This is a genomic window from Aquabacterium parvum (assembly GCF_001447195.1).
In the GTDB taxonomy this organism is placed as follows: Bacteria; Pseudomonadota; Gammaproteobacteria; order Burkholderiales; family Burkholderiaceae_C; genus Aquabacterium; species Aquabacterium parvum.
Window position 1 is genome coordinate 21,858 of sequence record NZ_LFRI01000330.1, and the last position, 12,186, is coordinate 34,043.

12 protein-coding genes and 2 tRNA genes are annotated in these 12,186 nt (G+C 65.4%); 10 read left to right on the forward strand and 4 right to left on the reverse strand.

The features are described 5' to 3' along the window. The first annotated feature begins 121 nt into the window (after positions 1-121). Both asd and ABG80_RS11255 read left to right on the forward strand, forming a co-directional pair. The gene (gene asd, locus ABG80_RS11250) at positions 122-970 is read left to right on the forward strand and encodes an archaetidylserine decarboxylase (protein ID WP_058087787.1); all 849 of its coding nucleotides are present in this window, start codon (positions 122-124) and stop codon (positions 968-970) included. Between the two features lie 104 nt (positions 971-1,074). Beyond that, positions 1,075-1,803: a Tll0287-like domain-containing protein gene (locus ABG80_RS11255; protein WP_058087757.1), complete on the forward strand. Its 729-nt coding sequence runs from the start codon at positions 1,075-1,077 to the stop codon at positions 1,801-1,803. Here the strand turns inward: ABG80_RS11255 and ABG80_RS11260 are convergent. From ABG80_RS11260 to earP, 3 genes are all read right to left on the reverse strand, one after another. Continuing rightward, a complete protein-coding gene (locus ABG80_RS11260) occupies positions 1,736-2,743 on the reverse strand; it encodes a pseudouridine synthase (protein WP_058087758.1) in 1,008 nt (335 codons plus the stop codon). The genes ABG80_RS11255 and ABG80_RS11260 overlap by 68 nt on opposite strands. A gap of 112 nt (positions 2,744-2,855) precedes the next feature. Next, entirely contained in the window at positions 2,856-3,410 is a 555-nt protein-coding gene (gene efp / locus ABG80_RS11265; protein ID WP_058087759.1) for an elongation factor P, read from the reverse strand. Positions 3,411-3,496: 86 nt separating this feature from the next. Then, entirely contained in the window at positions 3,497-4,720 is a 1,224-nt protein-coding gene (gene earP / locus ABG80_RS11270; RefSeq protein WP_058087760.1) for an elongation factor P maturation arginine rhamnosyltransferase EarP, read from the reverse strand. Between the two features lie 54 nt (positions 4,721-4,774). On the opposite strand from earP, the gene uvrC reads away from it, so the two are divergent. From uvrC to ABG80_RS11295, 5 genes are all read left to right on the forward strand, one after another. Beyond that, complete coding sequence (uvrC, locus tag ABG80_RS11275; RefSeq protein WP_235513828.1) at positions 4,775-6,937, forward strand: excinuclease ABC subunit UvrC; 2,163 nt, start codon at positions 4,775-4,777, stop codon at positions 6,935-6,937. Further along, positions 6,924-7,505, forward strand: a complete 582-nt coding sequence (locus ABG80_RS11280; protein ID WP_235513829.1) for a hypothetical protein — start codon at positions 6,924-6,926, stop codon at positions 7,503-7,505. The genes uvrC and ABG80_RS11280 overlap by 14 nt, the downstream gene beginning before the upstream one ends. A gap of 25 nt (positions 7,506-7,530) precedes the next feature. Then, a complete protein-coding gene (gene pgsA / locus ABG80_RS11285; protein WP_058087761.1) occupies positions 7,531-8,097 on the forward strand; it encodes a CDP-diacylglycerol--glycerol-3-phosphate 3-phosphatidyltransferase in 567 nt (188 codons plus the stop codon). A 124-nt stretch (positions 8,098-8,221) separates the two neighbouring features. After that, positions 8,222-8,494, forward strand: a complete 273-nt coding sequence (locus tag ABG80_RS11290; RefSeq protein WP_058087762.1) for an HU family DNA-binding protein — start codon at positions 8,222-8,224, stop codon at positions 8,492-8,494. 39 nt (positions 8,495-8,533) lie between these two features. Next, positions 8,534-8,609, forward strand: a tRNA-Val gene (locus tag ABG80_RS11295). A gap of 78 nt (positions 8,610-8,687) precedes the next feature. Here the strand turns inward: ABG80_RS11295 and ABG80_RS11300 are convergent. Beyond that, a complete protein-coding gene (locus ABG80_RS11300) occupies positions 8,688-8,888 on the reverse strand; it encodes a hypothetical protein (RefSeq protein WP_058087763.1) in 201 nt (66 codons plus the stop codon). Positions 8,889-9,207: 319 nt separating this feature from the next. Here ABG80_RS11300 and ABG80_RS11305 point away from each other — a divergent pair, with 319 nt between their 5' ends. The 3 genes from ABG80_RS11305 to ABG80_RS11315 all read left to right on the forward strand — a co-directional run bounded on the left by ABG80_RS11305 (position 9,208) and on the right by ABG80_RS11315 (position 12,042). Then, on the forward strand, positions 9,208-11,145 hold the full coding sequence (locus tag ABG80_RS11305) for a SurA N-terminal domain-containing protein (protein ID WP_083506027.1): 1,938 nt from the start codon (positions 9,208-9,210) through the stop codon (positions 11,143-11,145). Positions 11,146-11,185: 40 nt separating this feature from the next. Beyond that, positions 11,186-11,261, forward strand: a tRNA-His gene (locus ABG80_RS11310). A gap of 109 nt (positions 11,262-11,370) precedes the next feature. Next, a complete protein-coding gene (locus ABG80_RS11315) occupies positions 11,371-12,042 on the forward strand; it encodes a DUF6538 domain-containing protein (protein WP_058087764.1) in 672 nt (223 codons plus the stop codon). The last annotated feature ends 144 nt before the right edge of the window (positions 12,043-12,186 follow it).

Below are 12,186 nucleotides of genomic sequence, written 5' to 3' on the forward strand. Positions count from 1 at the left end.
GACTCCGAGCTTGAGGGGGTGGGACCGGAACTGAGGGGGTGTGCGTCGGATTTTCGCCTGATGCAACGCCGAGGGTGGGTCCTACAATTCGAATGTTATCTGTGCATTGCTGAAAGAATTTGTGTCTGAACGTCTCTTCGTGCTCATGCAGCATGTGCTGCCCAAGAAGGCGCTGACCTCGTTGGCGGGCTTTGGTGCCTCGCTCCGCGGAGGCGCCTTGACCACCGCCTTCATCCGCTGGTTCATCGGACGCTACGGCGTCAACATGGCCGAGGCCGCGCAACCCGATCCTGCGGCTTACCCGAGCTTCAACGAGTTCTTCACGCGGCCCCTCAAGGCCGGCGCGCGCCCCCTGGCGAAGGCCGACTGGGTGTCGCCCGTGGACGGCGCCATCAGCCAGTTGGGCCCGATTGACCGCGACCAGGTCTTCCAGGCCAAGGGCCACAGCTATTCGACCACCGCGCTGGTCGGGGGCGACCGCACCTTGGCAGCCCAGTTCGAGAACGGCCACTTCGCCACGCTCTACCTCAGTCCCAAGGACTACCACCGCATCCACATGCCGTGTGACGGGCGCCTCACGCGCATGATCCACGTGCCCGGCGAGCTGTTCTCGGTGAACCCTGCGACGGCTCGGGGCGTGCCCGGCCTGTTCGCGCGCAACGAGCGCGTGGTCTGCGTGTTCGAGACGCCACATGGCCCCATGGTGCTCACGCTGGTGGGCGCCACCGTCGTCGGCAGCATGGCCACGACCTGGCACGGTGTGGTGAATCCGCCGCGCCCTGGGCATGTGCGCGAGTGGACATATCACGATCAGGTCATCGAGTTCAAGCAAGGTGACGAGATGGGCCGCTTCCTGCTGGGCTCGACCGTCGTGATGCTGTTCCCCAAGGGGCCTTTGTCCTTCATGCCCGACTGGCAGACCGAACGTGCCATCCGCATGGGCGAAGCCATGGCGCGACGCCAGGCCTGATCGTTCAACTGATCTCCCCATTCAAGGAATCCGATGTCTCGTCAATCTTCCGGTTTTTCGTCTGGCCTGGCCCTGGTGGGGCTCGTCGGTGTGCTGGTGCAGCGTTGCCTGGCAGCTTTCTGACGCGCAACGTGTACGCAGGCGGCGATGGCGACGCCACGCTGCTCAATGGCGCCAAGGCCGAACAGCGTCAGGGCGAGCGCGAGGCCATGGCGCGCATCGAGACCTACTACTGGAAGAACCCGGCGCTCATTCAGCGCGAGGTGGCCGATGTGCTGATGGCCACCAACAGCCAGGCGCAGTACCGCATGACGGCGCGCACCGTGCTCAACCGCAACAACGCACCCAATCCGTTCGAGGTCGAGGCGCTCGACGCACTGCAAAAAGCTTTCAAGGAGCATGGTGCCGAGGCCTTTTCCAAGTCGGGGCCGCTCGGCGGCAGTCACATGGGGCTGAAGGCCTCGCCCAATGAATACTGGAAGGTGCAGGGCGGCCAGCTGCTTTACGCGCGTGCCGTGATCGCACAGAAGAGCTGCCTTCGTTGTCACGACACACCTGAGAGCGCACCGGACTTCCTGCGAACCAACCAGCAGTTCAACGGCGGCGGTGGGTTCGGCTACAAAGTCGGCCAGCCCATTGGCGTGATCAGCGTGAAGCTGCCTGTGCAAACGGGCCTGCAGGCTGCCAGCCAGAGCGTGCCCACGGCGGCCTGGGTGGCCCTGGGCGTGGCCGGCCTGGCGTCGATCGGTGTGGTGGTGCTTGCGTTCAAGCGTCGCCGGGACGCGGTCGAGCAGGCGCTGTCGGCGGCGGGGCCTGAGTCGCGCCTGGTGTGATCGCATCCTGGCTCAGGCTGCGCTGGCTGTGAAACTCGCGTTGCTGGCCCGTGATCGGATCCGTGAAGCGAAGTGAGCGCGCCAGCAGCTGCAGGGGCTGCGAAAAGTCTGGCGCCTGATCTGCCGCCAATGCGGGTTGCAGCGTGGGGTAGATCTGGTCGTTGGCGATCGGCATGCCCAGGGCACACAGGTGCGCGCGCAGCTGGTGCTTCTGGCCTGTGCGTGGCGTGAGCCGGTAGCGGGCCCAGCGCGGGCTGTCGTCGCCATGACCGAGCAAATCGAGGGGCTCGATCAAGGTGTCCGCATTGGGCTCGCCAGGCACCTCTTGCATGGCCATGAAGTGGGCTTCGCTTTCTTGCAGGCGACTGAGGCGGCGCACAGGCCAGTCGAGGTCCGGCCGCCAAGGCGCGATGGCTTCGTAGCCCTTCTCTATCTGGTGGTCTCGAAGCAGGCTTTGGTAAGCGTGGCGCGTGTGTGGCTGGATCGTGAAGACCACCAGCCCTGCTGTCTCGCGGTCGATGCGGTGCATGGGCACCAGGGTGTCGATGCCGGTGCGGCGCTTCAGGCGCACGAGCAGCGTTTCCTGGATGTAGCGCCCCTTGGGTGTCACGGGCAGGAAATGCGGCTTGTCGGCCACCACCAGCCACTCGTCCTGAAAGACGATGCATTCTTCGAACGGAACCCGGTGCTCGAAGGGCAGGCTGCGCCAATAGTGCAGGCGTGTCTGGGGCTTGAACGGGGCGTCGGGTGGCAAGGGCTGCCCTTGTGCGTCGAGCACCTCGCCACGTGCCATGCGTTGTGCCCAATCCTCACGCGTGACCGCCGGGATGCGATCGGCCAGGAAGTCGAGCACGCCTGGCCAAGGCCCACTCGGCGTGGCCACCGTGCTGGCGCTCACGCCATCTCGGGTGGGCAGGGGGATGCGGGCGGGGCGAGACATGGCGAACGGCGGGGCAGGCTCTCAGGGCTGCGAGCGCACAGCGTGACACAAAAAAAGGACACCCATGGGTGTCCCTTTCTGGTGCCCGAGGTGGGCGAAGCCAGCTGACGGATCAGACGCGCTTCTTGTACTCGTGGGTGCGGGTGTCGATTTCGATCTTGTCGCCCGATTCAACGAACAGGGGCACAGCGATCTCGAAGCCGGTGCCGACGATGCGGGCGGGCTTCATGACCTTGCCGGAGGTGTCGCCCTTGACGGCGGGCTCGGTCTCGATTTCGCGCACGACGGAGGTCGGCAGTTCAACGGAGATGGCGCGACCGTCGTAGAACACCACTTCAACGGGCATGGCGTCTTGCAGGTAGCTGATGGCGTCGCCCATGTTCTCGGCTTCGACCTCGAACTGGTTGTATTCGGCGTCCATGAAGGCGTACATCGGGTCGGCGAAGTAGGAGTAGGTGCACTCCTTCTTCTCGAGGATGATCTGGTCCATCTTGTCGTCGGCCTTGAAGACCACTTCGGCGCCGGCGCCGTTGAGCAGGTTCTTCATCTTCATGCGGACGGTGGCAGCGCCACGGCCGCCGCGGCTGTATTCGGTCTTGAGGACGACCATCGGGTCCTTGCCCTGCATGATCACGTTGCCGGCGCGGATTTCTTGTGCGAGTTTCATGGTGGATGCCCGATCTGGTCGGTTCTCAACTGTCGATTCGGTTGACTCGGAGCGCCACCCTCGTGCAGGCGGCAAAACCCCGGATTTTACCCTGAGCTGGTGACGAATGGGGCAGCGAAGGCCTGCAATTGCGTCACGAGGTCGGTTTGTGACCAGGCGCGCTGGCGTGCCGCCCGGCTGGCTCGGGCCCAGTCGCTGTCTGCTTGGCGCCAGTCGGGCAGGGGTGGGGGAGGGCTTGACTCGCCACACAAAAGCGCTGAACCGGTCGCTACCTCGTCGCTTTCAGACGGCCCTGTGGGCAGCCGGTTGAAATGCTGCCATGCGGCGCGCAAGGCCGAAGAAAGTGGCCCTCCAGTGTCCTGGAGCCAGTGGTCGAGGAAGGCCGCGAGCTTGTCCGCGTGCACCCCGTCGTCCTGAGGGTAGATGTGCCAGATGTGAGGTTTCCCGGCCCACAGGGCCCTCACCGCAGAGTCCTCGCCCCTGACGATGTTGAGGTGGCAGGCCCAAAGCAGCTTGTCGAACTCGGGCTGGGGCAGAGCGGGGAGCTCGTGAAGGATCAAAGCCTTCTGATGCGCGCTGCTCGCGGTGGTCAGCCATGCCTGGGCCAGCCGGGTGGCGTGGCCAGGCGTCAGCAAAACGCGGGTTGCACTCGCGTGTGACAGGGCCTCTTCGGCCATCGCGCCCAGCCACTCGCCCAACGGTGCCGTCGCGTAGCAGAACACCGACACCAGGCGACAGTCGCTGGTCGCGGGCACGCCCAGGTGTCGCAACCACGCCAGTCGGGCCTCTTCGGTGAAGGCGCGCTGGCGGTCGGCCAGGTCGGCTTCTCGCAGCAGGCCGCCGGTGCGTGGCGTGAAGCCGGGGTAGAAGAAGTGCTTGCGCAAACCTGCTGCCGGGCCGCTGAACACGGGCGACTGCAGGCCATGGCTGCGCTCCACGTACGCTTGGGCGCTGAGGTATTCCAGGTTGATCCAGGCTGGCGGCGAGGGGCGGTTCATGCGTGCCAGGAAGGGCTCAGGGGGATCGCAACCGAAGGCCTCGACCACGACGTCGCCCGGCTCGGGCACGAGCTCTGCGCACTCGGCGTGGGCCCAGCGGTGCACGGTGATGCCAGGGTGCCCTGCGCCCACCTCGCGTCCGGTTTCGTCCAGTGACCAGGTCACTTCTGGCGCCATCCAGTTCAGCGCGGCAGCATCGTCCACCCACAGGCGCACGTGCTGGCCACGCGCCGCCAGGTCGGCCGAGAGCCGCCAGCACACGCCGATGTCACCGAAGTTGTCGATCACGCGACAGAACACATCCCAAAGCATGGGCGGGATTATCGCCAGCGGCCGGGTGGCGTTCCTTGGCAGACAATCCGGGCCATGACCATGGATGCCGAGAACGACCAGACCGATGGCCAGCCGCAGCCGCGCCTGGCCTCGGTTGCCCAGGCGGGTGAGCAGCCGCCTGCCGAGCCGAGCAAAGAAGAAACCTGGGAGCGCCTGCTCGCCGAGGTTGCCAGCCTGCCCTCGCTGCCCGGGGTCTACCGCTATTTCGACGCACGTGGCGAGGTGCTGTACGTGGGCAAGGCCCGCGACCTCAAAAAGCGTGTCTCCAGCTACTTCCACAAGAACCATGGTGGCTCGCGCATCGGGCACATGGTTTCGCGCATCGTGCGCATGGAAACCACGGTCGTGCGCAGCGAGGCCGAGGCCCTGCTGCTCGAAAACAACCTCATCAAGACGCTCAAGCCGCGGTTCAACATCCTGTTCCGCGACGACAAAAGCTACCCGTATCTCAAGATCGCTTCGCACGCCTTCCCGCGCATGTCGTACTACCGGGGCGCGGTCGATCGGCGGCACCGCTACTACGGCCCCTTCCCGAACGCCTGGGCGGTCAAGGAAACCATCCAGCTTTTGCAGAAGGTCTTCCTCATCCGCACCTGTGACGACACGGTCTACAACAACCGCTCGCGCCCCTGTTTGCTCTACCAGATCAAGCGCTGCAGCGGCCCGTGCGTGGGGCTGGTCTCGGACGACGAATACCGCGCGTCCGTGGGACAGGCCGAGCGCTTCCTGTTGGGCGAAGCCGAGGGCGTGATGGCCGATCTGCAGGTGCGGATGATGGATCACGCTGAGCGGCTTGAGTACGAACAGGCTGCCGAGATCCGCAACCAGATCGGCTCGCTTGCCAAGGTGCTGCACCAACAGTCGGTCGAAACCGTCAGCGACAAGGACGTGGACGTGCTGGCCGTGAGGGTGCAAGGTGGCCGCGCGTGCGTGAACCTGGCCATGGTGCGTGGCGGTCGTCACCTGGGCGATCGGGCGCATTTCCCGGTGCACGTGCAAGACCACGCCAGCCTGGCCGAGCTCGAATCGGGCGAGCAGCCCCTGGACGCCCAGGCCTGGCAGCAGGCCACCGAGGTGGCGGTGCTTGAGGCCTTCCTGGCGCAGCATTATCTGGGCGGCGCTTTGCCTTCGCTGCTCATCCTCAGCCACCCGGTTGACCCGGAGTTGGTTGACGCCTTGAGCGAGCAGGCCGGGCGCAAGGTGGCCGTGGTGCACCAGCCGCGCGAGCAGCGCCGCATCTGGCAGGAGATGGCCGTCAAGGGCGCAGAGCTGTCCCTGGCTCGCCTGCTGAGCGAGGAGGGCTCCCAGCAGGCCCGCACGCGTGCCTTGGTCGAAGCGCTCAACCTCGACCTCGACGCCGGTTTGGACCTGGATGCGCGCGAGGCGGGCCTGGAGGAAGGCGAGGGCGGGGCGGCAACGCAGGCCGAGGTCGCGGGCGAGGGCGCTGCGACAGAGGCCGGCGATGCAGTCGAAACGGCCAGCGCCCAAGCAACGCCCGCGCGCGCCAAAGACCCGCTGGCAGGCCTGCGCATCGAGTGCTTCGACATCAGCCACACAGCGGGCGAAGCCACCCAGGCGTCCTGCGTGGTCTACGAGGGCCACAAGATGCAGTCCTCACAGTACCGCCGCTATAACATCGACGGCATCACCCCGGGGGACGACTACGCTGCCATGAAGCAGGCCCTGGAGCGTCGCTACAGCGCCGTCTCCCCGAACCGCTCTAAAGCGGCCCCTTCGCGCTCCGCTCGCGTGCCCGACATCGTCCTGATCGACGGTGGCAAGGGGCAGGTGTCGATGGCGCGCGAGGTTTTCGAGCAACTCGGCCTGCCGTTGTCGATCATCGTGGGCGTCGAAAAGGGCGAAGGCCGCAAGGTTGGCCTCGAAGAGCTTGTGTTTGCCGACGGACGGCCGAAATTGCAATTGGCACCCACGTCGGCCGCGCTGATGCTGGTTGCCCAGATCCGTGACGAAGCCCACCGCTTTGCCATCACCGGCATGCGGGCCAAGCGCGCCAGTGTGCGCACCGGCGGCAGCAGCCTGGAGGAGATCCCTGGCGTCGGCCCCAAGAAGCGCGCTCGCTTGCTGCAACGCTTCGGCGGTGTGCGGGGGGTGGGTGCAGCGAGCGTCGACGAACTGGCCAGCGTCGACGGCATCTCGCAAGAGCTGGCCGAGGAGATCTACCGTGCGCTCCACTGACGATTCCTGCCTTCGTGTCTCCGCTGTGAGCTGGGCGCAGCGACGCCGCCGCCTGACGGGCTTGGCGCTGGTGCTGAGCCTGAGCCTGGCCGCCTGCACCGCGCCGTCGCCCGAAAAGCCGGCACAAGGCCCGGCACCTGCCGAGCGCCCGAGCCAGGCAGCTGACCCGACGGGCGGGGCGACTCAGGTGTCCAAGGCGCCGCGTGTCGTCAAGCTGCCTCCCCCTCGGGCCTCGCGCAACTGGGCCGACTTGCGCCGCCAGGCCGCTGAACGGCTGGTGGCGGCCAACCCGGACGGCAGCTACATGGGCAAGCCGCCCTTCATGTTGCTGGCCATCCCGGTCATGACGATCGAGCTCAACGCGGACGGCAGCGTGCGCCAGATCAGCGTCATGCGACACCCCAGCCAGGCCAAGGACACGGTGCAGTTGGCGACCCAGGCCATCCACCGTGCAGCCCCCTATGGCGACGTGTCAAAACTGCCCAAACCCTGGAAGTTCAACGAGACCTTCCTGTTCAAGGAAGACCGCAAGTTCAAACCGATGACGCTGGACCGGGCAGGGAGCTGATCGGATCACGGCACAATGGCCGCATATGTTCCTGAACCTCCCCACCTTGCTGACCTGGGCGCGCATCGTCGCCATCCCGCTGATCGTTGGCCTGTTCTACATGCCCTGGCCGCCGCACGAGGTCAACCTCGCTGCCAGCGTGCTGTTCATCGTGGTGGCCCTGACCGACTGGCTGGACGGCTGGTTGGCCCGGCGCCTGAACCAGACCTCCGCTTTCGGTGCCTTCCTTGACCCGGTGGCCGACAAGTTCCTGGTTTGCGCCTCTCTGCTGGTGCTCCTGGAGCTGCATCGGGTCGAAGCGCTGGTGGCGCTGATCATCATCGGCCGGGAGATCGCGATCTCGGCCCTGCGCGAGTGGATGGCCTCGATCGGTGCCTCGCGCAGCGTGGCCGTGCACATGCTGGGCAAGCTCAAGACTGCATCCCAGATGGCTGCCATCGTGCTGCTGCTGTTCGATGGTGAGGTGCTGCCTGGCGTGCACACCCGCCTCCTGGGCACCTGGCTGATCTACATCGCCTGCGCACTGACCATCTGGTCGATGGTTTATTACCTGCAAAAGGCGCTGCCCGCCATCCGCGACAAAGTGAAGTGATCGACGCAGGGGCTCTGGCGCGCTGTCAAGGGAACAAGTCCCCGTCCGATCCCCCTGTCGCGGTCCGGTTCACGGCTCCTAGAATGGTCGACAGCAAGGTGCGTTGGACGTCAGGGGACCGCAAGTGAACAAGGCAGAGCTCATCGAACACATCGCCACGCAGGCGGACATCTCCAAAGCGGCGGCTGGCCGGGCCGTTGACGCATTCATCGGTGGGGTGTGCGGCACTTTGCAGCGCGGAGACTCTGTGACCCTGGCGGGCTTTGGCACCTTTGCCGTGAGCACCCGTGCCGCCCGGGAGGGGCGCAACCCCCGCACGGGCGCGGTCATCCAGATACGCAAGTCGCGCACGCCCAAATTCCGTCCCGGCAAGGCTTTGCGCGACGCGCTTTCCTGAGGCCTGGGCTCTGCATGACTTATGATGGCGCCCGTTGTCGGGTGCTTAGCTCAGTTGGTAGAGCGGCGCCCTTACAAGGCGTAGGTCGGGGGTTCGAGCCCCTCAGCACCCACCACCCCGACAACTGACACGCAAGCACGCCCAGATGGCGTGCTTTTTTGTTGCCCTGGCGCGGCCGTCCAGGGCGCGTGGCTCACCAGCGGTTGCGGGCGGCGCGAGGCGATAGGCGCTCGGGGCCGTCGTCGCAGTGGCATTCGTCACGAGAGCGCGCATCGCGCAGGTTGACGGCAGGTTTGCCGGCGGTGGCTTGCAGCGGCCGTGCTGCCAACAGCGCGGGCGACGGCAGGTTGCGGCTGGTTTCGCCCACGCGGGGCTGGGGGGTGGATTTGGGCATCTCGGTCCTTGACGGGGCATTCCTTGGTCCCCCTTCACTTTGCTTAACGCGGCATGGGGGGCTTCGGATGACACGCCCGTGGCAAATCGACCGGGTTTTCCTGCAACGGGGCTCCCAAGGGGGGCGGAGATTCGTGGTTAGAATGGCCGCGCACCCTGTCCAAACCCGCCGATGAGCACCTTGCAATTCATGCAAGTTGTTGATTTCGAAAGGTTTTTGGGCTGCGTGTCACATCAAGGCGAACCTGGGTTCGCCTTTGTTCCATTGGCCTCGGCCGTCCCGCGCAGCCCTTGTGGCTGACGCCTTGCCCGGTTCCGTCATGTTCGATTTCGTCCGCAAGAACACCCGCATCCTCCAGCTCATCCTGGTGATCCTCATCCTGCCGTCCTTCGTGGTCTTCGGCATCCAGGGCTATTCGCGCTTCGGGGACGAGGCCGACATCGTTGCCAAGGTGGGCAAGCAATCGATCACGCAGGCCGAGTGGGACAACGCTCACCGCAATTTCGTGGACCGCGTGCGCGAGCAGCAGCCGGGTGTCGACCCCAAGCTGTTTGACACCCCCGAGTTCCGCAAGCAGTCGCTCGAAGCCCTGGTGCGCCAGTACGTGCTGGCCGCTGCGGCCGCCGATCAGCACCTGGGCGTGACCGACGCCCGCCTGCTGCGCAGTTTCACCACCGATCCGCGCTTCGCCGCCCTGTTCAACCCGGACGGCACCTTCAACAAGCAGCTGCTGGAAGCCCAGGGCCTGACCATGCAGCGCCTCGAAGGCATGGTTCGCCAGGAGCTGGTGCTGGGCCAGGTGCTGGGCAGTGTGCAGGCCACCGGCCAGACCTCGCTGACCGCCAACCGCCACGCCGTGGACGCCTTGTTCCAGGTTCGCGAAGTGCAGTGGATGAAGCTCGACCCCAAGGCCTACGCCGCCCAGCTCAACCCGACGGATGCCCAGTTGCAGGCTTTCTACAAGGACCCTGCCAACGCCGCCTGGCTGGCTTCGCCCGAGCGCGCCGACGTCGAGTACCTGGTGCTCGACCTGGATGCCCTCAAGCAGCGCGTGAGCGTCAGCGAAGAAGAACTGCGCCGCAGCTACCAGGAGAACCTGGCCCGCTACAGCACCCCCGAAGAGCGCCGTGCCAGCCACATCCTGATCAAGACCGAATCCGGTGCCTCGGCCGACCAGAAGAAGGCTGCCCGCACCAAGGCCGAAGGCCTGCTGGCCCAGCTCAAGCAGAACCCTTCCTTGTTTGCCGAGTTGGCACGCAAGAACTCCGATGACCCGGGCTCGGCCGTGGCCGGTGGCGACCTCGACTTCTTTGGCCGCGGAGCCATGGTCAAGGCCTTTGACGAGACGGCGTTCAAGCTCAAGAAGGGCGAGGTCAGCGGCATCGTCGAAACCGAGTTCGGCTACCACATCATCTTGCTGACCGATGTGCGCGGTGGCCAGGCACAGTCCTTTGAGGCCGTGCGCGCCCAGATCGAAGACGAAGCCCGCAAGCAACTGGCCCAGCGCCAGTACGCCGAGGCCGCCGAGCGCTTCACCAACGGTGTTTACGAGCAGGCAGACAGCCTCAAGCCGGTGGCCGACGAGCTCAAGCTCAGCGTGCAGACCGCGCGCGACGTGCTGCGCGAGCCGGGCACCAAGGACCAGGGCGTGCTGGGCAACCGTCGCCTGCTCGATGCCCTGTTCGACGCTGAAAACCGCGCCAAGGCCCGCAACACCGAGGCCATTGAAGTGGGCACGAACAAGCTGGTGTCGGCGCGCGTGGTCAAGCATCACGCTGCGGCAAACCGTGCATTTGACGAGGTCAAGGCCGAGCTGCGCGACCGTTGGGTGGCGCAAGAGGCCCGCAAGGCCGCCAAGGCCGATGCCGAGCGCAAGATGGCCGAGTGGAAGCAGTCCCCTGAGAAGTCGGGCCTGCCCGCGCCGGTTGAAATGTCGCGTCGCACCGTGTTCAACCAGCCGCCGATGGTGCTGGAGGCCGCCCTGCGTGTGCCCGCCAACCAGCTGCCAGGCTGGTCGGTGGTGGACATGGGCGCCGAGGGCGTGGCCCTGATCAAGGTCAACAAGGTGCTGCCGCTGTCGATTTCCGAGCAGGAAATCAAGGAAACGCAGAACCAGTTTGGTGGCTACTGGGGGCGCGCCGAGGCCGATGCCTACTACCGCGCGCTCAAGCGCCAGCACAAGGTCGAGTTCCTGCACGAAGGCAAGAAGGTGATGGACAAGGCGCCTGAACAACAAAAAGCCGCAAGCGCTTCGTGACAGCCTTGAAAAGCAGGCTATAATTTATGTCTTCGCTGCGGTGGCTGTAGCTCAGTTGGTAGAGTCCCAGATTGTGATTCTGGTTGTCGTGGGTTCGAGTCCCATCAGCCACCCCACCGCATTCAAGATCCCCTAGGCAGACGTGTTCTCCTAGGGGATTTTTCTTTGTGGCTATGTACTTCGCTTTGTACCTGAGGGTTCGGGATGACATCTGACGAACCCGACATGAAGCCTATCCAGGGCGTCCACCGCCCACCCAACACCAGCAAGTGGCATCTCCAAAAGAAGGTGCCGACCGACCTACTGGACCACCCGGCAATCCAAGGCGATGAGTGGGGCTTTAGAGGCTCGCTGAAGACCTCCTGCCTGCGTGAGGCCAATGCCATAGCGGTGCAGATGCTCGCTGAACTGGAGGCCCTGTGGGCCACCTATCGCGCAGCCTTGCGGGTGACCAATCCCGAGGACGTGCCTCCTGTTCTGGTCGCAGCAATTGCTCAGCAACTCCGCGTGCTGGTGCTGGCCGAGGATGAGCGGCTGCGTGAGGACCCAAGCGCCTTGGCATCCTCGCTGGCTCAGTGGTGGCAAGCGCAGGAGCACGCGCGCCATGCTGCCTACCAAATTGAGTGCGGACCTCCGTCTGCATACGGGCATCCTCAGAAACAGGCGATAGGCCGCTACGAGGACCCGCCGCCTCCGCCCTTCAGGCCAGCCACCATGCCGCGATGGCTCACCCCTCGGGGGCAACAAGAGGTGGTCGATTACGTCGTGGCGGGCCGCCCTGAGGTGCCCCTGTATGAGCTGCTCCCGATGCTGCGCGAGAGGCACCAGGCCGCCGCAGCAGAGGCCCGCGAGGCAATGGCACGCGGAAGCCTCGGGATTGGTTCTCGGACTTCCTAGAGGAGGTTGGCCTGCGGGATGAGACCCCCGGGGCAAAGCTCACGGGCATCTATGCCTTCAGGAAAACGTTCATCACCGAAGCGGCCCGCCTGGGGTTGCGCTTTGAGCCCATCACGGGCCACGCAGAAGAGGGGCGGTCGAAGG